Source organism: Anaerosalibacter sp. Marseille-P3206 (genome assembly GCF_900155565.1).
GTDB lineage: Bacteria > Bacillota > Clostridia > Tissierellales > Sporanaerobacteraceae > FUHM01.
In genome coordinates, this window is record NZ_FUHM01000002.1 from 1,019,584 (window position 1) to 1,042,418 (window position 22,835).

At 29.0% G+C, this 22,835-nt stretch carries 29 protein-coding genes, 1 pseudogene and 1 other annotated feature; of the genes and pseudogenes, 3 read left to right on the forward strand and 27 right to left on the reverse strand.

All coding sequences use genetic code 11. From position 1 onward, the window contains the following. Positions 1 to 98 precede the first annotated feature (98 nt). On the forward strand, positions 99 to 818 hold the full coding sequence (prxU, locus tag BQ9840_RS06345) for a thioredoxin-dependent peroxiredoxin (protein WP_255371025.1): 720 nt from the start codon (positions 99 to 101) through the stop codon (positions 816 to 818). 65 nt (positions 819 to 883) lie between these two features. Here the strand turns inward: prxU and BQ9840_RS06350 are convergent, their stop codons facing one another. The 3 genes from BQ9840_RS06350 to brnQ form a co-directional block, all read right to left on the reverse strand. Beyond that, positions 884 to 1,393: a GNAT family N-acetyltransferase gene (locus BQ9840_RS06350; protein WP_077368984.1), complete on the reverse strand. Its 510-nt coding sequence runs from the start codon at positions 1,391 to 1,393 to the stop codon at positions 884 to 886. 89 nt (positions 1,394 to 1,482) lie between these two features. Beyond that, the gene (locus BQ9840_RS06355; protein WP_077368985.1) at positions 1,483 to 2,247 is read right to left on the reverse strand and encodes an NADPH-dependent oxidoreductase; all 765 of its coding nucleotides are present in this window, start codon (positions 2,245 to 2,247) and stop codon (positions 1,483 to 1,485) included. Positions 2,248 to 2,329: 82 nt separating this feature from the next. Beyond that, complete coding sequence (brnQ, locus tag BQ9840_RS06360) at positions 2,330 to 3,661, reverse strand: branched-chain amino acid transport system II carrier protein (RefSeq protein ID WP_077368986.1); 1,332 nt, start codon at positions 3,659 to 3,661, stop codon at positions 2,330 to 2,332. Between the two features lie 115 nt (positions 3,662 to 3,776). After that, positions 3,777 to 4,034 (reverse strand) — a binding site (T-box leader). 235 nt (positions 4,035 to 4,269) lie between these two features. On the opposite strand from brnQ, the gene BQ9840_RS12505 reads away from it, so the two are divergent. Both BQ9840_RS12505 and BQ9840_RS13070 read left to right on the forward strand, forming a co-directional pair. Continuing rightward, positions 4,270 to 4,410, forward strand: a complete 141-nt coding sequence (locus BQ9840_RS12505) for a hypothetical protein (RefSeq protein WP_159436092.1) — start codon at positions 4,270 to 4,272, stop codon at positions 4,408 to 4,410. A gap of 149 nt (positions 4,411 to 4,559) precedes the next feature. Continuing rightward, complete coding sequence (locus tag BQ9840_RS13070; RefSeq protein ID WP_369800222.1) at positions 4,560 to 5,000, forward strand: uroporphyrinogen decarboxylase family protein; 441 nt, start codon at positions 4,560 to 4,562, stop codon at positions 4,998 to 5,000. 28 nt (positions 5,001 to 5,028) lie between these two features. On the opposite strand, the pseudogene BQ9840_RS13075 reads toward BQ9840_RS13070, so the two are convergent. From BQ9840_RS13075 to BQ9840_RS06485, 24 genes and pseudogenes are all read right to left on the reverse strand, one after another. After that, a pseudogene (locus tag BQ9840_RS13075) lies at positions 5,029 to 5,205 on the reverse strand (B12-binding domain-containing protein); the annotation flags it as partial. Between the two features lie 322 nt (positions 5,206 to 5,527). Next, entirely contained in the window at positions 5,528 to 5,959 is a 432-nt protein-coding gene (locus BQ9840_RS06375; RefSeq protein WP_077368989.1) for a hypothetical protein, read from the reverse strand. A gap of 78 nt (positions 5,960 to 6,037) precedes the next feature. After that, positions 6,038 to 6,538: a DUF4367 domain-containing protein gene (locus tag BQ9840_RS06380; RefSeq protein ID WP_077368990.1), complete on the reverse strand. Its 501-nt coding sequence runs from the start codon at positions 6,536 to 6,538 to the stop codon at positions 6,038 to 6,040. A gap of 10 nt (positions 6,539 to 6,548) precedes the next feature. Then, positions 6,549 to 7,007: a hypothetical protein gene (locus tag BQ9840_RS06385; protein ID WP_077368991.1), complete on the reverse strand. Its 459-nt coding sequence runs from the start codon at positions 7,005 to 7,007 to the stop codon at positions 6,549 to 6,551. After that, complete coding sequence (locus BQ9840_RS06390; protein WP_159436093.1) at positions 6,991 to 7,548, reverse strand: RNA polymerase sigma factor; 558 nt, start codon at positions 7,546 to 7,548, stop codon at positions 6,991 to 6,993. The genes BQ9840_RS06385 and BQ9840_RS06390 overlap by 17 nt, the downstream gene beginning before the upstream one ends. Before the next feature lie 476 nt (positions 7,549 to 8,024). Continuing rightward, complete coding sequence (locus BQ9840_RS06395; protein ID WP_077368993.1) at positions 8,025 to 8,399, reverse strand: type II toxin-antitoxin system death-on-curing family toxin; 375 nt, start codon at positions 8,397 to 8,399, stop codon at positions 8,025 to 8,027. Next, positions 8,396 to 8,638: a type II toxin-antitoxin system Phd/YefM family antitoxin gene (locus tag BQ9840_RS06400; protein WP_077368994.1), complete on the reverse strand. Its 243-nt coding sequence runs from the start codon at positions 8,636 to 8,638 to the stop codon at positions 8,396 to 8,398. Before BQ9840_RS06400 ends, BQ9840_RS06395 begins: the two co-directional genes overlap by 4 nt. A 63-nt stretch (positions 8,639 to 8,701) precedes the next feature. Continuing rightward, positions 8,702 to 8,983, reverse strand: a complete 282-nt coding sequence (locus tag BQ9840_RS06405) for a hypothetical protein (RefSeq protein ID WP_077368995.1) — start codon at positions 8,981 to 8,983, stop codon at positions 8,702 to 8,704. A 195-nt stretch (positions 8,984 to 9,178) separates the two neighbouring features. Beyond that, on the reverse strand, positions 9,179 to 10,261 hold the full coding sequence (locus BQ9840_RS06410; protein ID WP_077368996.1) for a hypothetical protein: 1,083 nt from the start codon (positions 10,259 to 10,261) through the stop codon (positions 9,179 to 9,181). 102 nt (positions 10,262 to 10,363) lie between these two features. Continuing rightward, positions 10,364 to 11,068, reverse strand: a complete 705-nt coding sequence (locus BQ9840_RS06415; protein ID WP_077368997.1) for a hypothetical protein — start codon at positions 11,066 to 11,068, stop codon at positions 10,364 to 10,366. 122 nt (positions 11,069 to 11,190) lie between these two features. Further along, entirely contained in the window at positions 11,191 to 11,937 is a 747-nt protein-coding gene (locus tag BQ9840_RS06420; RefSeq protein ID WP_077368998.1) for a hypothetical protein, read from the reverse strand. Positions 11,938 to 12,124: 187 nt separating this feature from the next. Continuing rightward, positions 12,125 to 12,745: a hypothetical protein gene (locus tag BQ9840_RS06425; RefSeq protein WP_077368999.1), complete on the reverse strand. Its 621-nt coding sequence runs from the start codon at positions 12,743 to 12,745 to the stop codon at positions 12,125 to 12,127. Beyond that, entirely contained in the window at positions 12,736 to 12,996 is a 261-nt protein-coding gene (locus BQ9840_RS06430) for a hypothetical protein (RefSeq protein WP_159436094.1), read from the reverse strand. Before BQ9840_RS06430 ends, BQ9840_RS06425 begins: the two co-directional genes overlap by 10 nt. Before the next feature lie 22 nt (positions 12,997 to 13,018). After that, entirely contained in the window at positions 13,019 to 13,540 is a 522-nt protein-coding gene (locus BQ9840_RS06435; RefSeq protein WP_077369001.1) for a hypothetical protein, read from the reverse strand. 195 nt (positions 13,541 to 13,735) lie between these two features. After that, entirely contained in the window at positions 13,736 to 14,305 is a 570-nt protein-coding gene (locus tag BQ9840_RS06440; RefSeq protein ID WP_077369002.1) for a hypothetical protein, read from the reverse strand. Positions 14,306 to 14,397: 92 nt separating this feature from the next. Beyond that, the gene (locus BQ9840_RS06445; protein ID WP_077369003.1) at positions 14,398 to 14,847 is read right to left on the reverse strand and encodes a hypothetical protein; all 450 of its coding nucleotides are present in this window, start codon (positions 14,845 to 14,847) and stop codon (positions 14,398 to 14,400) included. A 780-nt stretch (positions 14,848 to 15,627) separates the two neighbouring features. Next, entirely contained in the window at positions 15,628 to 16,176 is a 549-nt protein-coding gene (locus tag BQ9840_RS06450) for a hypothetical protein (protein WP_077369004.1), read from the reverse strand. A 16-nt stretch (positions 16,177 to 16,192) separates the two neighbouring features. Next, positions 16,193 to 17,200: a hypothetical protein gene (locus tag BQ9840_RS06455; RefSeq protein WP_077369005.1), complete on the reverse strand. Its 1,008-nt coding sequence runs from the start codon at positions 17,198 to 17,200 to the stop codon at positions 16,193 to 16,195. 98 nt (positions 17,201 to 17,298) lie between these two features. Further along, positions 17,299 to 17,748 carry a hypothetical protein gene (locus BQ9840_RS06460; protein ID WP_077369006.1) on the reverse strand — a complete coding sequence of 150 codons (450 nt, stop codon included), beginning with the start codon at positions 17,746 to 17,748 and terminating at the stop codon, positions 17,299 to 17,301. 80 nt (positions 17,749 to 17,828) lie between these two features. Further along, on the reverse strand, positions 17,829 to 18,515 hold the full coding sequence (locus BQ9840_RS06465) for a DUF4367 domain-containing protein (protein WP_077369007.1): 687 nt from the start codon (positions 18,513 to 18,515) through the stop codon (positions 17,829 to 17,831). Further along, on the reverse strand, positions 18,508 to 19,047 hold the full coding sequence (locus BQ9840_RS06470; RefSeq protein WP_077369008.1) for an RNA polymerase sigma factor: 540 nt from the start codon (positions 19,045 to 19,047) through the stop codon (positions 18,508 to 18,510). Before BQ9840_RS06470 ends, BQ9840_RS06465 begins: the two co-directional genes overlap by 8 nt. 169 nt (positions 19,048 to 19,216) lie before the next feature. Next, positions 19,217 to 20,602, reverse strand: coding sequence for a 23S rRNA (uracil(1939)-C(5))-methyltransferase RlmD (gene rlmD, locus BQ9840_RS06475; RefSeq protein WP_077369009.1), 1,386 nt, complete (start codon positions 20,600 to 20,602; stop codon positions 19,217 to 19,219). Positions 20,603 to 20,659: 57 nt separating this feature from the next. Continuing rightward, entirely contained in the window at positions 20,660 to 22,489 is a 1,830-nt protein-coding gene (locus tag BQ9840_RS06480; protein WP_077369010.1) for a WG repeat-containing protein, read from the reverse strand. Between the two features lie 73 nt (positions 22,490 to 22,562). Beyond that, positions 22,563 to 22,835, reverse strand: a complete 273-nt coding sequence (locus BQ9840_RS06485; RefSeq protein WP_077369011.1) for a hypothetical protein — start codon at positions 22,833 to 22,835, stop codon at positions 22,563 to 22,565.

Sequence of the window (22,835 nt, forward strand, 5' to 3'; positions counted from 1 at the left end):
ATTTTATATTTAAAATACTTTTTTGTGGGTATAACTATATATAGATAAAACCTATAGCTTATGAGATTATTATAATATTTATCAATAGGAGTGATTGTATGGACAATGAGATTAAAGTAAGCTGTACTAGACCTAATATAAAAAAGCATTCAGAAAATGAAGCTGTAAAGATATCTGAAACAATTAAAAAGGAGGAAGATTATAAGATGATAAAAGTTGGTAAACCAGCACCAAAATTTACTGCATCAGCTTTCCATAATGGTAAATTTACAAATGTTAGTTTAGAAGATTATAAGGGAAAATGGGTACTTTTATGTTTCTATCCAGGAGATTTCACTTTTGTCTGAGCTACTGAAGTATCAGCAGTTGCTGAAAAATATCCTGAATTACAAGATTTAGACGTACAAGTTCTTTCAATAAGTGTAGACTCCACATTCGTTCATAAAATGTGGAACGATCATGAATTATCTAAAATGATCAATAAGGATATTCCATTCCCAATGCTATCTGACCAAGATGGAAGTATTGGAAAAATGTATGGAATTTATGATGAAGACAGTGGAGTTGAAACAAGAGGAAGATTTATTATCGACCCAGATGGCATAGTTCAAGCTTTTGAAGTTCTTACACCACCAGTTGGTAGAAATGTAGAAGAAACTATAAGACAAATAAAAGCTTTCCAATTAGTAAGGGAAACAAAAGGCAAAGAAGTTACTCCTTCAGGTTGGAAACCAGGAAAAACCACTTTAAAACCAGGAGCATATCTTGTAGGTAATGTTTGGAAAGAATGGAAGGTTAGTGAGGCTTTTGACGACTAATAACACATATATAATACAAAAGGCAGAGTTTAATATCTCTGCCTTTTGTATTATATAGAAAAATTCTAGAAACTTTCATCTGTAGCAAGTTTATTTAGTGTATCACCTGCAATACGGTATACTGTCCAATCACTCATTGGACAAGCACCCATTGAAATATAAAAATCAATACTTGATTTATTCCAATCAAGGCACCACCATTCCAAACGTCCGCACCCACGGTCAACAGCAATTTTTGCCAATTCTTTTAAAAATGCTTTTCCAAATCCTTTACCACGTGTCTCTGGTTTAACATATAAATCTTCAAGATAAATACCAGCTCTACCTAAAAACGTAGAAAAATTGTGAAAAAATAGTGCAAACCCAATTGGTTCTCCATCTAATTCCCCAATCAAAACTTCTGCTTTTTCCTTTTCAAATAACCATTCATGTAAAATCTCTTCTGTTGCAACAACTTCATTAAGCATTTTTTCATAATCTGCAAGTTCCTTGATAAACTGTAGAATCAATGGTACATCTTTTTCCACTGCAAAACGAATCTCAAAATTATCAGCGCTTGTATTTTTACAATCCATAATATTTCTCCCTTCTAGTTATCTATCATTTATACAAATTATAGCATAATGCTGAGGAAATTGATTAATATCCCAAACTCTTATTTGTATTAATTGTTTATATGAAAATCAAAACCCATTTTCTTTACAATATTTAATATTCCCTGTCTTTTAGGATTAGCATTATTGAACTTTGCAACCACCTGATTGCTAAAGCTATCAACTCTTTTATTGGCATCCCTAAGATCGTAATAGGTACGCATTTCTTCATCGTAATCCTTCAATTCTTCTAAATAATTATCAAAAATAGTATATTTATTCTCAAAAACTCTATATTTCATATCCATTCTTGGCTTAAGCTGTGGATTTTGATTTGGATATCCAATACCAAGTCCTACAACTGGAAAAGTCAACTGAGGTAATTGCAAAATTTCACAAATCTTTTCAGAATCATTAAGTATACTACCTAAGTAAACTGTACCTAAGTGGATAGCTTCAGCTGCATTTACAATATTTTGACATGTAATACAAGCGTCCGTAAAAGCTGAGAAAAAATTATCCATATCTTTTGCACTCTCTTCAACAGAATTTTTTTCTTTGGCAATATGAGAATTTCTATATAAATCAACTATAAAAATTAAAAGTTCCGGTGCTCTTGCAACATACTCCTGTTTGCAAACTTTGGATATTTCTTTTTTAATCTCATTATCCGTAATGCAAATAATTGATGAGGCTTGCATACCATTTGAAGTAGCTGTTCTTCTAGCGACTTCCATCAATTTTTCAAAAACCTCTTCTGGTATACTTTCATCAGTAAACTCTCGAATAGTTCTATGTGAAAGTTGCTGTTGAATCATTTCATTTTTTTCTATCATTTTTCATTCCTCCCCATAAGATATATTTATATATACCCATTCATATAACAAAGTGTTCCTGATTTTCAAAACTTATATAATCTCATTTAGATTCCAGCGTATATTTTTGCTCAAACCCTTTATTCCTTATACTTCCATAAACAAATCCTACTATTGCTCCAACAGCTGCTGGAATAATCCAACCTAATCCCTTTGTATAAAATGGTAGAATATTAAGAATATTAATCTTTAGTCCAAATTGTCCTAATGCATCTAGGATGCTGACAGAGGAAGTACATACCATAGCAAATAAATACACATAAGAATTTCCCCTGAAAAAATCATTTAAAAATGAAAGTACCATTAGAACAATTGCCATTGGATATATAGCCGTCAATACTGGAACAGAAAATTTGAGTATTTGTGTCAAACCTACATTTGCAAATATCATACTTGATACTGATAATATTGTAATAAAAATTCTATATGAAATCTTAGGAATTAACTTTGTAAAATATTGACTACAAGAAGTTAAGAGTCCTACTGATGTTGTTAAACAAGCTAAGGAAAATATTATTCCTAATAATACTGCTCCCTTTTGTCCAAATAAATAAAATACCACATTTGTAAGGGTTTGAGCCCCATTTTCAGTTACTCCAAATCTAGTCTGTGAAACAGCTCCTAAATATGCAAGCATTACATATATAATTGACAATAACAAACCCGATATTGCTCCTGCCTTTATTGTATTTGACACAAGTCTTTTTTCTTCTGTTACTCCCATTTCTTTTAAAGCAATAGAAATTACAATGCCAAAATTAAGGGCTGCAATAGCATCCATTGTCATATATCCCTCTAAAAATCCTTTAAGTAAAGGATTTTTAGCATAATCCCCAATGGGTGCTGCAAATTCACCTATTGGTTTAAACAAACTAAATACAAATATGCTTACTATTAAAACCAATAATGTAGGTGTTAAAACTTTTCCAAATCTATCTACAAGTTTTGATGGTGACATACATAACCAATAGGCTATTCCAAAATAAACTATGGTATATATTAATAATGGCAAACTACTTGCATTTACCGTGTTTGATAAGAATGGTGAGATTCCCATTTCAAATGCTAAGCTTGCTGCTCTTGGTATACCTAAAAAAGGCCCTATTGATAAATAAATTAAAACCGTAAAGGCAAAGGCAAACCTTGGATGTACACGACTTGCCAGTATATGAAGTCCTCCAGATTTAGCAACTACAGCAATTGCAAGTATTGGAAGACCAACAGCTGAAATTAAAAACCCTGCCATTGATGCCAACATATTTGTTCCTGATAATTGTCCTAAAAGAGGTGGAAATATTAAATTTCCTGCACCAAAAAACATTGAAAATATCATTAAACTCACGAATAATAACTTTCTACTTTCCATTTTCCCCATTTTGAAAACCTCCAATTCATTTTTGTAATATTATGAATATAGTTTATAATACCAATATCACTTTCCATATTCTTCCCCCTTTGTTGTTTATTTTAAATAAAAAAACCCGTCCCCAAAAAGGGACGAGTTATTCTCGCGTTACCACCCTAGTTCTATAAATTAATATACAAAAATTAATTTATAACACTCATCAACGTACATAATAATACGTGTTCCTTTTAACGGTGGACTACCTGCATTACTTACTAATCTATATTTCAGCTCTGCTTCTCGGAGATGATTTTCAACTAATCTTTGTACATTGGCTTTCACCATAACGCCAACTCTCTATAGAACAATAAATTAGTTTACTCTTTCTCTTCATAGAATTTATATATGAATTTTTTGTTATTATATATCATATATTTGCCAATGTCAATATAGTAGATACATTTTCTTGAGATTTAAGTGATTAATCTGTGATATGCCCTATTATATCACTTTTGATTATGTCTCAATATCATAAATTAATGTACAATATACTAAACTACAATTATAATTAGTTTAGACTAAATTTTGAGGAATGTCTAAATGATACTACATTTCTTCAAAATACAACAGGTGATAAAATGCGTTTAATTGATTATATTAAGAAAAGAGAAAACAGATTAGTTTTTCCATGGATGAATACCATAGCTTTGCGGCTTACTGATTATGAATTGTATGAAGTTTATGAATCTGTCGAAAAGCAAATAGAAGTTACAAAATAATGGATAATGTTTTTAATGCAGATTTTGTTTATCCTTTGGATGATGGGGCTATATTTGAAGATACCCTTGAAATGCTATCTATAAAAAATGGTTATGACTCTCCTTTAAAAAATCCAATAACAGATATTGAATCATTGTCAAATCTAATAATGCCATGTCCTTATAAAGATGGTAGAATGCCAACGAATATTAAAGCTTATGAACTTATTTCACAAAAATTTGACAAGCCATTGGCAGTATCAGTACCAGGACCTTTTACTATTGCTGCTGAACTTGCTGGTGTAACACATATAGCAAGAAGCATAATAAGAAATCCTGGTTTTGTCAATGGACTCGTTGATTTTACTACAAGGATGGTGTCAAATTATTCCAAAGCAATAACCAAGCATGGAGTCAGATTGATTTGTATTTCTGAACCTACCGGGATTATCCTTTCTCCTAAAAAGTTTGAAGAACTTATTAGCTCTAATCTAAGAAAAGTGTTTGTAAATTTAGATACAGATGCGTGGAAAGTATTACATGTCTGCGGAGATAGTACTCACCTCCTTCAACAACACCAATTATTATTTTTCCTTTGCTTTTTTCCATAACTGTATTTGTAGGTCTCAATATTTCTAAAGCAGCATACATAGTATCTGCACATACTACAACTTCAAGAACAAAATATTCATAGTTATCAAAAAGTTTACCTACTTTTCCCATTCCTTTTGAAAGTCCTTCCAAAATAACGGTTTCTGGATTCATTCCTACAGCAATAGCTTCCTTTGCCAAACTAACTGCAGTTTCTTGTTCCATATTCACATTTATAAGAGTAACAATCCCATACTCATTATAACAATTTTAAATACTATAAAGCCTTACGATAACTACCCCATCATTTAATACATAATAATTTTAACTACATTTATCTTTTCTATACTTCCATGAACTTTTGTAAATAAGTACATCCTTGTTAATTAAATCAAGAAATAAATTCTTCTATTATAGATATTACTTTATCATCTTGTATCCTGACCCAAAATGGAATCTTACGAATGATATTATCGTTACCCTATGGTTTTTTATTATAACAAATACATTTTTCCTTCCTTTCTCAATTCATAAGTCAGTAATACCTTTAAATTTCACAAGTCCCAGATGTAGCCACAGCATTTTCACCATCCACAGTCACTACAACTCTAGTTCGATATTTAACACCTGAAGTTCCTCTATAACTTTTAGATAAAAACACATTGCCTGTTCCTTTTAAACTCCACGATGTTACACTTGTCCATCTTCCAGAGCTATATTTTTCTAAGTACATTGTTCCGCTAATTGAACTAGAAGAGCTTTTAGCTTTTATATATACCTCTGGATAAAGGGTAGTGCCTTCTGCTGAAATACTTGGTGAAATACCACTAATATTATCCCACATTGGAGTGATTATCTGATAGTCCATATTTTCTAGCGTTTGTTCTTGTTTTTCCATAGCGTAGGTAGCATTTGGCATACCACCTCCCGCTAACAATGCAATGGCTAATGTTGTTACCCCAATTCTTTTAAGTTTCATAAAAAATCCTCCTTAGCTATTATTTAGGTTCTTACCTATATAACGCATAAGGAGGAAAAAGGGACATGTTTTTTTAAATTATTTTGAAATACTTTCAGCAACCTTTAGAATCTCATCCTTATCCAAGTTTCCTAATATATGGCATTCAACACCATCTTGATACCATATTAGATAAGTTATTTCATTAGTTTGCCAAATATATGCTTGAGATCCTTTAAAAATAATTTCTTCTATTTCAACCCCTTCTGTATCATAGTATGATTTGTTTTCACCTGATGAAGTAAATAATTTCATATCAAACTCTTCATTACTATCTGCTAAATAATTATAAATCAGCATATTATGACCCTTATGAATATCTACCAATTTGAATCCAGTTGGAATATAATTAATTTTAAGTGATGTTAGGTCTATCGAATTATTATCTTCATCTATATTTATAAATATGCTAAATTTTTCAAACACTTCAATAGCCCAATCAAACACCTTTTTACGTGCTTCTGCGTTAACCGCCAAAACAGCAGAGAAACTTAGGATACATACCAATATAAAAATAGCTACCTTTTTGGTTATTAACATAAATATGTTATTAGGATTCTGTATTAATCTTAATATCTTTAAGTTTCCGTCTGAAGCTCTTAGAATAGTTAGGTTTGTGTAATGCTAGGGTATTATCATAGTCTTTTGTATCTTCTATAAGAGCTATTTCACAAGCTTTTTTCATAGAGTTATCATTAATCCATGAATCTTTAAGTCCTATAAAAGCAGATAGCATTTTTTGTATATAACGTAATTTACCTATAACATTTTCTATCTCAAGTATCTTTTCTGTTTTAGAAGGAGGATTATTAAAACAATATCGAAAAAAAAGAATATTACGATACTCCAATGGTAATAAACCTATTTTTATAGCTAATTGATCAACCTGCTCATCAGTTAATGATTGATACTTAATACTATTCATATTTAATTTAGTGATTGTTTCTAATTCATTCTGAAAAGATAATTGACATACCTCTTTCATAATATTGTTAGCTATTTCGGACACTCATATCACCCTCTTCATAATATAGGCGTAATTTTTTTAAAATGCGTTGGCCACGTTTCTTTGCAGCTTCTTCAGTAATTCCTAAAAGCTCTGAAATATCTTTAAACCTCATTTCATTGACAAAGCGCAGATGAACAAAAAATTTTTCATCATCTGAGAGTCTATCAATACAGGAAAGTAATTGTTCTTTATTTACTGTTTCTAAATATTCTTCTTCAATATGATAATCTCCTTCGTTGTAATCAAAATAGTCTACATTCTCTACATATATAATTTTCTTACGTTTTCTTATAATATTCATTGTTTCATTCTTCAATATTATAACGCAGTAGGGTTCTATTTGGGGACATGGCAAAGCAGATATTTTTTCTATATTGTCAATAATCTTTAAAAATGTTTGTGATACAGCGTCTTCTGCATCAAATTTATTCTTTAATATATTAAAAGAAATATTATACATTTTGACATTCATTTTTGAAAAAATCCTATTAATAAAATCTACTTCGTCATCTGTCATCGCACCAAATAGTATAATTATCAAAATCTTCACCCCCATGAGCATTAAGTAGTAAATCAATTATAACATGGATTTACCTAAATAATAACAATTTTATTTGCTAACAAATATTGAATTATTTTAGATTTTAGGATATCATCTCTCTAATTATCCAATGTCATCTATATTTTACCCTATTTTTAAGGGTCAAAAAACGGTGTTTTTTCATCGATTTTTGACCCAATTTTTGTCCTTCAACCACTATATGTTGTGGTCAAGCACTACTTTTTCCCCTTATCACCACAATACGTCATCAGAATTGTACTCTCAGTCGTAGAATGTACCCAATCAGCCTTCGCTATCGCTCGCCTTCTTGGACATTCCTGACATGAGGCGTACATCTGCTTCTTCAGTCGCTTCACTCCCTCACAAGCAGTGTTACGACTTCAACGTGCCTTGAGAGGTCAATAATGATGCTGTATGAGGATATTAACCCCTTGGTGAAAACTAAAATCTATATCTTAACTGTGATCTATTATCCAATTTAATAAATCTTCATCATCTATTGATCCATCTGCAAGACCTAATCCTAAGGTAATCAATTCTTCATCTTCACAAGTAACTTCAACCCCATTTATTTCTAAGAATGTTATCATCACTAAAATTCCAATCCTTTTGTTCCCATCTATAAAAGGATGGTTCTTTACTAAAAAGTAACCTAACTTTGCTGCCTTTACTTTTATTGTACTATAAATATACTCACCATCAAAAGTTTGAAATGGAGCATTTAATGCAGAATCTAATAATCCTTCATCCCTAATTCCATCACTACCACCAGTTTGACTTATTAACATACTATGAATTTTTATTACTTGTTTTTTACTTAACCTTTTCATTTTGCCAATTCCTCAAAGGCTTTCATATGTCTAGATAAAATATTTTTAGCTATATCTTCTACTTCTATATCATCAATTATCTCTTCTTTTTCCAATTGACTATACTCTATTAGTACATAGCGTGGTTTATTATTCTTTAGTATTACCGCTGCCCCATTTTCGTCTACCATTCTTGCTATTTTTGAAAAGTTTTGATTAGCTTCTGATATTGAAACTAAGTTATTTATATTAATATTCATAAAATCATCTCCTATCTATTAATATTATACACTGTTATTTAGGATAAATTCAACCTAAATAAATCATTCTAAAGAATAATTATTTATCTTCCCAAAACATTCTTTTACTAAATATTTGTATCTACATCTATCCACATTAGCTATCAGATTAGAACCAATGTATCTACATTTATTCCAACCCTTGTTAGTATTAATATCATTGTACTTACAATCTTTCACACCCCCTTGGCAGTTAAAATAATTATTGATGACTATACCACTTCTCCTTGGTTGGAAATTTGGAACCACAACCATTAGTTGCTCTATTCCTTCCAAGGATGTTCCATACATAAATAATTTTGACATTGTTCTCAACCCTTTCTTTTCTGTTTTTAGGCATAAAAAAAGGCTAAGTTTTGTTGGCCTCTCATTGACCTATACTTCGCCTTTTTATTTTCTATATTAATTTTTATTTATATATAATAAATACACCAAGATTTTTACATATTAATGCCTTTATAGTTCAACTTATCATGGGTTATCAATCTATTCTTTATTTCCTTAATAACCCCAAGCCCTATACATTCTATTAACAACTCGCATATTTCTATATAAACTTAAAGATAGCCAATTGACATAGTCATAAAAGTCTTTATACATATTAAAAGAAATAGATGTTAATTCTCCAACTGCATCTCCTGCCAAGCTTGAAAACACTGGAGATAATACAATAGATACTCCTCCACTTGCATAAGCTAAAATACCTGTAATGGTTGCTTTTATAATTGTTCTACTTACATTTATATCGTAATTTTCAAGACCTAAATCATTATTTAAACGGATTATGTAATCCTCCGCTGTTTCTGATTGATTGAACAAATCAAATATAGATGGAATTATATCTTTTAATGTATCTACATCGTCAATTACTGGTATTAAATCATTATACAAATCTTTACTTATATTTTCCTGTTCCTTTAATGCATTAAATATCCCTTGATAGTTAGTATTGTTACTATAAATTGAAATCACACCAGAAACCACTCTTTTTAAATTTCTAGATGTATTAATAGCAGATCCCTTAGACATATAGGTATCATACGTTGTTCTATCATCATTAGTAATCCAAGCACTAAAGTATCCATCATGAGAATTATAATCGACAGGAGTGACTACTGAAGGATCACTTACATCTATATAGTGAGATAAATACATGTATACTGTCTCTGTCTCCAAATCTTTTGCATTACTATCAATCTTTTTATTTTCATTAGCTATATATGAAGCATATCCTATTCTATTGCCTAAAAGATTTGCATTTTCTCTATGGTCACTGCTTTCAGAGGACAAAGACTCTAAAATAGATGTTTCGTATTCACTAGGTTCAATATCTAATGAGTTTATATAGCCCTCTAATTCATTGTAAAATAAAGTATCCTTTTCAAAAAGATTTAAGAAATCATTAAAAGTTATCCCAAGAGGCTCAAGAACACTATTAATATAGGCTATGTCTGATATAAAGTCAGACATAAATTCTCTGTCTATATTAGTAATATTATAATTAGATGCAAATATGGTTGAAGAATAAGACACTAATATAGTTATTACTAAAAAAATACTAACTAACCACTTGTGTTTTTTCAAAACAACCAGCTCCTTTTTATAGTTTATTAACCTAAGGCAATATGCTATAAATTTAATCATCTCTTACCCAAAGCTATATTTATCAAACAATTCAAACTAGGTCTAGTGTAATGTACTATTATTATGGGAATTTATTCTATTAAGTAGATAATAATCCGCATCAGTAATGTTATATATAGGATGTAACCCATAGTATATTCCAATGATAAGACACTGTATAAAATATCGTATATCAATTACGATACCTATTTTATCTATAACAAAAGATTCAAGTTTGGAGGACGGCCAATATATAAAGCCTGATAAAAACATCTTCTTTAAAAAAGTTAAATAAAAAAGATACGTTAAAATGAATATCAAGGATATTATAATTACATGTGTACTCTTTTTAATACTACTCTTATTAATTAAACCAATAGGTTTATTAAGTTTTTTACCTTCCATATAAGGTTTACCTGAAGGTATGCTTGGTTTGCCTAAAAGTATAATATAAAAAGCTAATGCAAAAACTATAGTCCATCGAGCTGTATTTTGGTAAGGATCAATACGATTAGGATATGTTATAAAAGTATCCAACCACCATCCAAAAATAAAATGACCAGAAATTAATACTATTAATAAAAACCTCCTTGATAATTTAATTATTTTTATTGCTCTTTTTCTTTCTTTAAACTCAAGCATCTTATTATAAATAAATAAGGATCTTTCATATTCATCTATAGGAAGTTCCCTTTCTAAAAGTGATTCACAATTAGGGCAAATATATTCGTCATCATAACAATAAAAATTACATTTCTTACAATTCATAGTTGTTCTCCTTTATTAACTTAATATAAATACCCCTAAAATAATTCTAGACCACTCCAGCACTATTTTTAAAATATTTAATTAAAAAATAAATTAATAACTATTTTTATTCTTGTCCCCTTCTATGAGCTATAATCAGCCTTAAGTTTATCCTTTGATAATTTACCTATGTATAATCCATTAGCCTCTTTTGCTACTTTCTTATACTTTAGGTTTGCACTTTGGAAATTTCTTTCTTTTTCATCAATACAAGCTAAAACATAAAGAATTTCTAGTTCAAATCTCTTACTCATCTTATCTTTTGGATAGGAAGAAAATAATCTTCTACTAGCTTCATAATCACCTTCATAGAAATATTTATTAGCATCTAAAATAGCCCTTAGATGTTCAGCTCTCTTATTTTTTAATGGATATTTACTTGCTTCTTTATACATCTCCCTAGCCTTATCACAATCATCTAAATTATAATAAACTATCATAAGGGAAGTATAATAACCAACTAGGGAATTATTTGTTTTTGGTAGTTGCTTAGGATCTACTTTATCTAAAAACTCCATAGTTTTATTATATTCTCCAAGACTCATATAAGCAAAGGCTAAGTCCATATTTAATAAGCTATTTAACTCTTTATTTTTTCCAGCATATCTATAGGCCTTATGAGTCTCTTCTATAAACTTTTCTGGATCCAATTTTTCTTCTAGAATGGAGTATCTTTTTCTCTGTTTAATATTCATATATAAAATATATCCTAGAGTAACTAGACCTATAGTTATAATTCCACCCTTTAAAAAAGACATCTTAAAAATATAATTTGTAATAAATGTAAATATTAGTGTTACAACTATAAGGATATATTTATTTACCATCATATTTTCTTCACCCTCTTTCTTATATTTTTGTTCTCTTATTAAACCATATGTAAGTTTTAAAGCTTTTTATCCTCCTTCTATTTATATTATCAACTTCTTTACTTTTTATAGCAATAAGAAAAACCCTTGACGCCCCAAGTATTATTTTATCAAATAATTTTAAGAAACTTAGTTCATTTTAAAAATATCACTCTATCCATTCATCTAATACTTGTCCATCTATTGAAAATTCCATATAATAATGGTTTAATAATTTATCTTTTAAATATACATCCAATCTTACTATAAATGTATCTGGATAGCCATCTTGATACATAAAATATGATTCAATATAAGCCATATTCTCCAATTTATAGTTTAATTCATCAATACATATATCTCTCATTTTTTCCTCATATTCATCTTTGTAATCAATCCTCCAGTTTTCATAATATCTTTTTAATCCATCTATTAAAAACTTTTTTAAATCAGATTGCTTTTCTATCCATTTTTGAAATTTTGTAATTATAATGCTTTTAATATCCGGACCTTTCTGTAAGTTTCCTAAAAGGTATTCCTTAGAATATGATAGTATTTCTTGACATGTTTCATCATCTAAATTTATTAAACAATATATTACTATTATTCTAAAATCATCTAAGTCTTTTACTAGTTTAAAGTTAACCAATTGTATTTCTGTGTTTTTATAATTATTTAAAGAATATTTTTTTATAGTCTCCTCTTCCCTTAAAAATCTACTAAATTCTTCTTCTGTATAATTATCTAAGTTGTTAATTTTAATTAAATTTGATAATTCTCCTATATACATAATTTAACCCCTTGTATTTTTATATCTATAATCCTAAATCCTTCAGTTCTAATAGATTCCAATAACTCTTCATAAGAATTATACAAGGCATAGTTTTGTTCTCTTACATTTATAAATTCACATTTATCGTCACTTCTACTTAAAGTATATTCCTTACAATTAAAAGTGAATCCAATTTCCAATCCAGTTTCTATATCTTTCATAAAATCTTCTAATTTATAGGTTTTATTCAATATTATATTTCCTTTCATTAATACAAAATACAATACATTTTTAATAAGGCACCTTCAACGGATCTTCTCCTTCTTGATTAAAGAACTTGTAATAAAGACTTACCAGCCTTCCTTCTAAAAATACTTTGCTTTTTAAATCATTATCGTTTATAAATAATAAATTATTATTATTTATAAAATCAAACATCTTTTTATAAATCAAATCATGTTCTTTTAAATAAGGTACATCAGATACTAAAAAGCCTTTATCTATGCCATCTTCTTTTTTAAGATATTTCCAAAAATGAAAAGTTATTAATGGCTTTTGATTAGATATAAGTATTTCTAAAAAATATAAATCACTTGATTCTAACAGTAAATTAATTTCTCTAGAAAATAAACTTTCATTTATTTCACTTAGAGTAACAAGATATGTTAAACAAGTTGAGGAATTTAAATCTGTTAAATCATCAACATAATGTCTTCCAAAACATTTTAATAATTTTGTCTTCCAATATAAAGATTCCTTTAAACTTTCATCTGAATAATGTGTTTTTTCTATTTTGTCTAGTATATTAGACATTAATTATCACCTCTTTTAATGAATAGGGTAGCCATGTATTGTACCTTTACTATCACCATGAACCTTAACTCTTGTTTCACCATTAGGTCCAACTTTTCTTCCAAAATCATAAGTTTTAACTGAATTATCACCCTTTACAAAACGACCCTTTTCCCATGCCTCTTGTGTCTCCTTAACACCATTTCTGCCCTCTGGTCATTGAGATTTGCGTCTATCATTATTATTATGACCTGGTACATGTTTACCCTGTTTCCCAGCATCTACCGGTGGAGAATTTTTATGATTCTTGTCAGTAACTTTTCCTTGATTCGGAAGCTTGTCTTTTGGACCAACAACTTTTGCTTTTGAAAACACTATTCTTTCAATTGCATTAATAATAGTATCGAATAATTTACTTCCTGCTTCAACTACTTGGTTCCCTAATTTTATTAAAGTTGGCGTTACTATTATTGTTCCTATTAATGGTATTACCCATTGTCCTATTGCCCAAGCAGGTATCGCTATAGCTGCAGATACCGTATAATTATTATCCAAATTACTTGAGTAATCTACGCTTATATCTGGTACCTTATAAATTTTATCAACATTATTCTGGATATATTCTATTAATTCTTCTTCAGTGATTTTTTCTCCTGATATTGTGTGGTAATACTTTGTACCTTCATTAAAATTATTTGTAAAAGATTGTGCATAAGTAACATTATATGATAAAATCATGCTTAAAACTAGAACTAAACTCATTAATCTCATAAAACTTTTTTTCATAATTTATCTCTCCTTTTTATTTTTAAAATATTATATAGCTATATTTAAATTTTATACTCTCATATTAAACACCCCTTTCCCATACATGGTAGTTAATATTTCTGTTCACTGCTTGTAATGGTCCTTATTTCTTTATCTCCATTATGTATAGCAGTTACTTTTGTCACGACTCTATATTTATAACCCTTTGATACCTTTGTAGTCTCATATATTCTTATACGATGGGAATTGTCTGAATCAGAGAAGGATTTAACCTTTGTCCACTTCCCATTTTTGTATTGCTGTAATTCGGCATTTACACTTACTTTATTTGTAATCCCTTTATAGCCATCAATTGATGCTGTTACTGTGGCATTACCTTTTGAATCTATAATTAGATTTGTAGATGCTCTTGCTGTATATTTCATATATGGGACTATTATAGATATATTGCCAATTGGTTCTATTGGTGATGAAACATGTCCTCTTGCAAAGCTAGGTATTGCTATTTGTAATAATATTACTGTTGATAATCCAATTTTAATTAGTTTTTTCTTAATCATAAAAAGACCCCTTTCATTTGTTCTTACTATATCAACGAATGAAAAGAGTCTTTTGTGACACTAGATTTAAAATTATTTTTTTATTTATTATTTATTATGCTTTCAACCAGTATATTCTACATTAAACTTAATATCACAGTTATTTTTGTAATAATAAATGCAGTAAATTTTTTTCTCATAAAAATCTTACTTATGTGTTTTAGTTTCACACCTATATACCACATAAAGAGGATAAAAGGGACAAGTTTTATAAATCTAGTATTATTTATTCTTCATTAGGATAAAGAACTTCTTCCCATTCTCCTAGTCTCTGTAAAGTTTCATATACTTTATTGCAAGAGGGATATACTGTACAAATATACTCATGAGAAACAGTTCCTAAAAACAATTTATTTCCAATAAAAAAACTTAAATCTTCTGGTAAATCCTGAAAATTACCAAGCTTTCCATTTACTCTTTCTAATAAAAATATATTATCAAAAGTTTCCTCAATTATTTTTTACTTCTTCGTCAGAATTATATATATAGTTTTCTCATTTTTCTTCTAACATAATAGCAGTGCCAATGAGTTGTTTTTATTGTTTTATTAAAAACGGTTAAACTCTCTTTAGAAACTTAGCATGTTTTGTAAATTTTTTATATTTATCAAATGAATTATGTGAACATAGATTTTCTAACTAATAATTGTATAGTTACCCTATCACATATTTAGGGAACGGCAGAACTTTAGTTTCTTTTTAGGTTCAAGTCATAATACTTAGGTAGTTTTTGCTATAAATTTTATAAATCCAAACTAGGAATCACTACTTCTTCATCAATCTCTTGAAATTCATATTCCCTAAGCTTCATATCATCCATAGATTTTGTTTTTATCATTGCAAGATAATCCATATGTGATAAAGTAGCCATTAATAACTTACATTCCTTATCGAAAAAACATAGATCTTCTGGAAGATGTAACAAGTTATCCTCCTGGTCTCTAAAGACTACATTTAAAGTATTCTTAAGTAAAATATTCTTTGTAGTTTCATTGAATTCATAAACTAATACCCTATAAAAATACTGGTCTTTAAATCTATCAGATACTTCTGGACGCATAAACCAATTTTTAGGTGAAAATTCTTTTATCTTATAAGGTTCTAGATCTTCTAAAAATCTTTGATACTCTATCTCATCTGAGTATATCCATTCTTTAAAGCGTGGATTGTTCCCATCTGGATCACAAGTTATACTACCTTGTTTACTTACTGTAAAATATTTAATATGTGTTAAATATTTCAACACATATGATAGTGAGACTAAATTTCCCTTCTTTGTTAAATACAACATAAAATACTTCCCCTTTCTAATAGATAAACCAACAATGTGCATTACGATAATTTCTAGCATGATAGTGATTCCAATAACCTGAACCAGAACCATGTGAGTTATGATAAATAGCTCCACCAAGAGAATCACATAATCCACGTGCTCTTGAATCAGATATTGCAAAAACACCAGCAGTTCTACTATTAATTTTTATTATCTCAAGTGCAGTGTTTCTATCTATATCAACAGGTGCAACCCAAACTTCATTCCTATACAAAACTGCCGGATAGTATAAGTCTTTTCTTTTTTTCATATCGTTAACAGCTTCTTCTGCTCTAGTATTACAGTTATATCTTTTTTTCCCAATTCTTATTGTTCTACCGGAAACTGATACATTTGTACTTGAATTAACCTTATCCAAAACCTTAGCTTTTAAATCAGATAAAGCCTGTCTTATTGAACGCGAAGCTGTTGAAAAAGTTCTGGTGAAAAGTCTTTCTATTCTACTCCACTTTGGTCCTATTTCATCCCAATTAGCAGCTAGATATGCAACTGTAATTGTTCCTGTTATTAATAATAATATGTCACCTGCTGGTAATGGTCCATCTGCGATAGCAGCTGCTAAACTGGCTGCTACTGATTTAAATAACATAGTTGCTGTTCTAGATAATTCTAATGCTTCAATTCCCACATTAAATTCTTTTAATGCTATGGAAACTGATTGTGCTTGCATTTTTAAATTATTGGAGGGAATACTAGAATTATTGATATCGTGATAACTATTTTTATCGTTTAAATTGTAATTAATTATATAATTTCTATCTATATTATCTCTATAAAATTCTTGTTCTTCAATACTTGACTGTATCATTTCAATAAATAAAGTTTTTTCGTATTCATTCATATTTAAAATTACTTCTTTTAATAATTCAATATCATCATATTCTTCTGAATATGCATTTAAAACAATTTGATCTGCAAATACACCATTACCCAATGATAATAACATAATTATTGCCATAATTAAACTAACTATTTTTTTCATAATACAATCTCTCCTTTATTTTATCTTTTAAATCTTCGTGTAGTCATAAATAAAATTTAACCCCTCATATTAACTACCACCTTTTTAATACTTGGTAGTTAATATTTCTGCTCACTGCTTGTAATGGTCTTTGTTTCTTTATCTCCATTGTGTATAGCAGTTACTTTTGTCACAACTCTATATTTATAACCCTTAGATACTTTTGTAGTTTCATATATTCTTATACGATGTGAATTATTAGAATCAGAAAAAGAAGTAACCTTTATCCATCTTCTATTTTTATACTGCTGCAATTCAGCATTTATACTAACTTTATCTGTAACCCCTTTATAGCCATCAATTGAGGCTGTTATTGTAGCATTGCCCTTTGAATCAATGACTAAATTTGTAGAAGCTCTTGCTGTATATTTCATATATGGGACTATTACAGGTATATTCCCCACTGGTTCTATTGGTGGTAAAACATGTTTTTCAGCAACAGTTGGCGTTGAGATTTGCAATAACATTACACTTAATAATCCAATTCTAATTAGTTTTTTCTTAATCATAAAAAGACCCCTTTCATTTGTTCTTACTATATAAACGAATGAAAAGAGTCTTTTGTGACACCTAATTTAAAATTATTTTTTTATTTATTATTTATTATGCTTTCAACCATCTTTAATAGCTCATTTTTATCATATTCTGAAATGATGGCATAAATATAATTACTATCATTCCAATAAATTTGATTAATGTTTTTATTAGTAAAATAAATAATTTTCTGCTCTCCTATTAAAAGTTCTTCTATATCTATCCCTTCTGTATCAGTTATAATTGAATTTGCTGTAATTTTAGCTTGCTCAAACATTATTTCAATACCATTATCATTCTGCCAATAGATAAATTGTTCATAAGAGTTAATTTCATGCTCTATAATTTTAAAATTATCTGGAATATAAGTTGGATTTACTGGTATTAATTTTCCATCATCTATATTTTGTTTTTCCTTAAAAATTATTGATGTGAATTCTTCCCATACTTCTATGACTACTTCAAAAAATCTAACCCTATATGCTTCTACACTCATTGTTGTAGCAAAAGCTATAGATATAAATATTAAAAATATAATTGCAACTTTTCTACTATAGTTTACAAATGTTTTTATAAAAGGAGATCTTCTTTCTTCTCTTATAAGTTTATTCATCTTTTTTTGAAATCTCTTTGAGAAGTTATGAGATAATGCTTCTTCCTTAGGCAAACTATCAATCATTATATTTTCTGCACTTTTTATATATTTATATAGGAAATCATCATCCATTACATATTTATTCATAAGACTTCTCACTCCCTTCAGATAAGCTCTCTGTTAACTTATTCCTGCCTCTTACTAATCTTTGCCTTACATTTTCTTCTGATATTCTCAAAATCTCTGAAATTTCTTTATTGGTATATCCTTGAGAATATTTTAGTCTTAACACAATTGAATAATTTATGGGAAGTTTTAGGATAGCTTCTTCTATTTCATTCAATATAAATATACTCTTATTTTTTACATCTTCTATATAAATTCCAACTTCATCAAAGGATATACTATTTTCACGTTTTCGTTTTCTATAAAAATCAATTGCTATATGTTCTACTATTATAACGATGAAAGCTTTGGTTTTGTGACAGTCAATTTTATCTATTTTAGATAAGTTATCAATAATTCTTAAAAATGCTTGGTGAACAACATCTTCTGATAAATATTCATCTCTAAGTATCCTATTAGCAACATAAAACATTGTTTGTCTGTATGTAATATAAAGTTGTTCGAATTTGCTTTTATCTTCTTCTGATTCAATTATGGATAAATAAATTATCATAAGATTCACCCCACATTTTTAACCCTAGCTTTTCTACTTTTACTTTTTATCTTATCACCTAAATTATTCAATGTCATCTGTCAAACGCCCTATTTTTAAGGGTCAAAAAACGGTGTTTTTTAGCCGATTTTTGACCCAAAACTCATCCCCTAACCACTATATGTTGTGGTTAATCTCTGTTTTTCCCCTTATCACCACAATACATCATCAGAATTATACACTCCACATGCCCAGTTTTAGGAAACATATCCATACATTTTACTTTCTTAATCTTATATCCCCTATTTAAAAACTCCTTCAAATCTCTCGCCAAGGTTACTGGATTGCAGGATACGTATACGAATACTTCTGGAGAAAAGTCTATTATCTTTTCAATTGCCTTAGGATTAATTCCATCTCTAGGTGGATCTAATATAATCAAATCTGGTTTCTCAGATAAATTATCTACTTCTTTTAGCACATCTCCAGCTATAAATTCTACATTTGTAAGCCCATTTAAACTTGCATTTTCTTTGGCCTTTAAAACAGCTTCTTCTACTATCTCTATTCCTATAACCTTCTTGGCTACAGGAGCCATTATTTGAGATATAGTACCTGTTCCAGAATACAAATCAAATACTACCTTATTGTCAATATCTCCTGCAAATTCCCTCACTATAGAATAAAGCTTCTCCGCGCCAAAGGTATTGGTTTGGAAAAAAGAAAATGGTGATATTTTAAACTTAAGCCCTAGCATTTCTTCTATGATATAATCCCTACCATAAACAATTTCAGTACTATCTACATTTATAGCATCTGCCAGCCCATCATTAATAGTATGAATAAATCCAACTATTTCACCATTAAGATTAAGATTGTTAAGCCTTTCTACAAGCTCATTAAACTCCACCTCTCCTTGAGAACTAGTAACAATATTTAAAAGTATTTCTCCTGTAGAAAGTGCCTTCCTAATGACAAAATGTCTTAAGATACCTTTATGAATCTTCTTATTATAATAAGGTACAGCTTTTTCCATAAAATAATCCATCACTTCTTTTCTTATTACAGTAAAATCCCTATCAACAATATTACAAGTATCCATATCTAATATTTCATAAAATCTGCCCTTCTTGTGAAGGCCTAATTTCAATGGTCCATCTTTAACTTCATTTCCAAAGGTATACTCCATTTTATTTCTATATTCATACTCCTTAGGGCTACTCTCAATTCCTAAAAAGTTAATATCATCAAATCCTTCTCTTTCAAACAACTCTTTCACTTGTTTTTCCTTCATTTTTAATTCTGTATCATATGAAAGAGTCTGATAAGAACATCCTCCACATTCATTATAATGGGGACATTTCCCTTCTATTTCTAAAGGTGATCTTTCTATGATCTCTAAAATGCTTCCAGAAAGATAATCTTTTCTTCTTTTATTTATATGAATTCTAACCTTTTGTCCTACTATTCCACCCTTTACTTTTGTCTTTTTACCATCTACTACTCCATAAGCTCTATTTGGAAAACGTACGTCTAATATTTCCATTTCAATAGGTTCTTTCAATTTTTTAGCCATAAATTTCAACTCCTTAAATATATTATTACAATAAAAAAGAAAAAAATAAGGGGAAAACTAGTTCCCCTTTTTCGTACTTGTAAATGCCCACCAAAATTCTGAATCCTTATTCATTATATCATCTATATCTGTATATGGTATATTAAATCTTGAAAAACCTTCAGCATAACCAGATACTTCATAAGGATAAAAATACAATTGAATATAATCTTTAAACAATATGAAATTTTGATCTTCTCTTATACCTTCAAACTCATCAACAAAATATACGCCTTGACCTTCATTTTGTTTTTTAACCATTTGTTCTTTAACTATTTTGCTAAGTTTGTCTACATAATTACTATTTGCCTTAAACAAATCACTCAATTCATAAAATTCTCCAGTGTTTAAATTTATATTATATGTTTCTTCAGTAGGCATACCATGAGCAGCACCTTGCATAAAATAGTAAGCACTTTTTTGCACTACCAATAAATCATGACTTCTCTTTATCCCGTATTCAATACTAAGAGTTGTTTCCGCCTCAGACTTTTCTAATCCTTCCATAGATTCAGTTACAAACAATCTATATAATTCTTCATTTAAATGCTTTTCTAGCTTTTTATTATCTGTATTTTTAATTTCTGGATAATAAATTGTAACTCCTAATTTAGGTGAATATTTTTTCTCATTTACAACTCCTTCACCCATTAATTTATATGATCTATCTTCTTCCCAAACTACTTTTCCCTTACTATCATAATAACTTAGTCTTCCATCAACATTAGCTTTAACCAAATTATTGAAACATGTCAATTCTCCCATACCTTCTAATTGTGGAAGCTTTGAAACCTTATTTCCCTTTAAATCTAGTAAAAATGTATTTTTACCATTACTTACAGAAATGTATTTGTTTTTTACCTCTCCAATACTATAAAAATCAAAATCTGTTAACTGCTTACCTTCTACATTAACAATGGCTTTCTTTACAAATGTATCGCTTTCATCAATTGGATCCTTTGAAACTGCAAACAATCCTTCACCTAAATATCTTATACTTGTATATTTAGGTTTTACAATAAATTTACCTTTATTATCAATAACTCCCCATTTATCTTCTTTTTCATATGTTTTAGAATCATAAACTATAGCCATATCATCTTCATAGTTATAAGCATTTGCAAATTTAGGTTTAACTAAAACCTCTCCATTACTATCTAAGTATCCATATAAATGGTCTTCATTGGTAAAAATAAAGGTTTCGTTGTTATCATCTGGTGATACAGATGCATAATTAAGTTCCTTTATTACTTTTCCTTTTTTATCAATTAAAGCATACTTATTTTCACTGACCATAACCAATGCCTTTCCATTGTTAAAATCATAGGCAATACTGTACTCTGGTCTAATAAGTACTTTACCATTCTTATCTATATATCCCATCTTCATTTCATCATCTTCAGTTACCTTAGCAGCAGCTATATACTCATCACTTGATTGTCCCAAAAATACATAATCATCTGTTGTGTATAATATTTTCCCATTTATATCTACTATAGTATATATATTACCTTGTAAAGCACTTACTACTCCATCTCTTACTTCGCTTATAGCCTCATACATTATAGGTACTATCAATTCTCCATCTTCATTTATCAATCCTACTTTACCTTCTTGATATACTTTAGCAACTCCATTTTCATCAAATTCTCCCACTTGATTGTATTGACCTTTTATCTTAAAATCTCCCTTTTCATCTATAAAACCCCATACAGTCTTGTTTCCTTCCTTTTCATAAGCTGGGAAAAGTCCCACTTCCTTACCTACTTCTACATTTCTTTTGCCACAAGAACTTAAAGTAAGCACTAAAATAATTAGTGATATAAGTAATAAATATTTTTTCTTCATACTGCACCTCTTTTCATGATATTATACAGTATAATTATATACTTGATAGTGCAGTATATCAAGTTATAGAAAATCAATACCTACCATAATATGTGTGGTCATTTCCTAGATAGTGTATGTCTGCAAAAATCCTTACCATATTATCATTTTTATCATACTGTATTTGAACATCTGCTGGTATACCATCATCGTCTTTCTTTTCTAAATACTCACTAATAATTTCAGAAGCTATCTCATTATTGTATTCATCATAAAACTTGTTGTATTCTTCACTAGAAATCTCTAAAACCACACTGCTAAGCCCATCATTATTCACAAATCTCTTTTCTAAAATACTATTTAGCAT

Excerpts from the sequence above, each read along its gene's own strand:
- BQ9840_RS06425 (WP_077368999.1), bottom strand. The coding sequence starts at position 12,745 with ATGTATATAGGAGAATTATCAAATTTAATTAAAATTAACAACTTAGAT.
- BQ9840_RS06480 (WP_077369010.1), bottom strand. The coding sequence starts at position 22,489 with ATGAAGAAAAAATATTTATTACTTATATCACTAATTATTTTAGTGCTT.
- BQ9840_RS06435 (WP_077369001.1), bottom strand. The coding sequence starts at position 13,540 with ATGTCTAATATACTAGACAAAATAGAAAAAACACATTATTCAGATGAA.
- rlmD (WP_077369009.1), bottom strand. The coding sequence starts at position 20,602 with ATGGCTAAAAAATTGAAAGAACCTATTGAAATGGAAATATTAGACGTA.
- BQ9840_RS06440 (WP_077369002.1), bottom strand. The coding sequence starts at position 14,305 with ATGAAAAAAAGTTTTATGAGATTAATGAGTTTAGTTCTAGTTTTAAGC.
- BQ9840_RS06460 (WP_077369006.1), bottom strand. The coding sequence starts at position 17,748 with ATGATTAAGAAAAAACTAATTAGAATTGGATTATTAAGTGTAATGTTA.
- BQ9840_RS06445 (WP_077369003.1), bottom strand. The coding sequence starts at position 14,847 with ATGATTAAGAAAAAACTAATTAAAATTGGATTATCAACAGTAATATTA.
- BQ9840_RS06465 (WP_077369007.1), bottom strand. The coding sequence starts at position 18,515 with ATGAATAAATATGTAATGGATGATGATTTCCTATATAAATATATAAAA.
- BQ9840_RS06450 (WP_077369004.1), bottom strand. The coding sequence starts at position 16,176 with ATGTTGTATTTAACAAAGAAGGGAAATTTAGTCTCACTATCATATGTG.
- BQ9840_RS06355 (WP_077368985.1), bottom strand. The coding sequence starts at position 2,247 with ATGATAGAAAAAAATGAAATGATTCAACAGCAACTTTCACATAGAACT.
- BQ9840_RS06350 (WP_077368984.1), bottom strand. The coding sequence starts at position 1,393 with ATGGATTGTAAAAATACAAGCGCTGATAATTTTGAGATTCGTTTTGCA.
- BQ9840_RS06420 (WP_077368998.1), bottom strand. The coding sequence starts at position 11,937 with ATGATGGTAAATAAATATATCCTTATAGTTGTAACACTAATATTTACA.
- BQ9840_RS13070 (WP_369800222.1), top strand. The coding sequence starts at position 4,560 with ATGCCATGTCCTTATAAAGATGGTAGAATGCCAACGAATATTAAAGCT.
- BQ9840_RS06485 (WP_077369011.1), bottom strand. The coding sequence starts at position 22,835 with ATGCTAAATAGTATTTTAGAAAAGAGATTTGTGAATAATGATGGGCTT.
- BQ9840_RS06430 (WP_159436094.1), bottom strand. The coding sequence starts at position 12,996 with ATGAAAGGAAATATAATATTGAATAAAACCTATAAATTAGAAGATTTT.
- brnQ (WP_077368986.1), bottom strand. The coding sequence starts at position 3,661 with ATGGGGAAAATGGAAAGTAGAAAGTTATTATTCGTGAGTTTAATGATA.
- BQ9840_RS06415 (WP_077368997.1), bottom strand. The coding sequence starts at position 11,068 with ATGAATTGTAAGAAATGTAATTTTTATTGTTATGATGACGAATATATT.
- BQ9840_RS06400 (WP_077368994.1), bottom strand. The coding sequence starts at position 8,638 with ATGAATATTAATATAAATAACTTAGTTTCAATATCAGAAGCTAATCAA.
- BQ9840_RS06455 (WP_077369005.1), bottom strand. The coding sequence starts at position 17,200 with ATGAAAAAAATAGTTAGTTTAATTATGGCAATAATTATGTTATTATCA.
- BQ9840_RS06380 (WP_077368990.1), bottom strand. The coding sequence starts at position 6,538 with ATGTTAATAACCAAAAAGGTAGCTATTTTTATATTGGTATGTATCCTA.
- BQ9840_RS06405 (WP_077368995.1), bottom strand. The coding sequence starts at position 8,983 with ATGTCAAAATTATTTATGTATGGAACATCCTTGGAAGGAATAGAGCAA.
- BQ9840_RS06395 (WP_077368993.1), bottom strand. The coding sequence starts at position 8,399 with ATGAAAAGGTTAAGTAAAAAACAAGTAATAAAAATTCATAGTATGTTA.
- BQ9840_RS06470 (WP_077369008.1), bottom strand. The coding sequence starts at position 19,047 with ATGATAATTTATTTATCCATAATTGAATCAGAAGAAGATAAAAGCAAA.
- BQ9840_RS12505 (WP_159436092.1), top strand. The coding sequence starts at position 4,270 with ATGCGTTTAATTGATTATATTAAGAAAAGAGAAAACAGATTAGTTTTT.
- BQ9840_RS06375 (WP_077368989.1), bottom strand. The coding sequence starts at position 5,959 with ATGAAACTTAAAAGAATTGGGGTAACAACATTAGCCATTGCATTGTTA.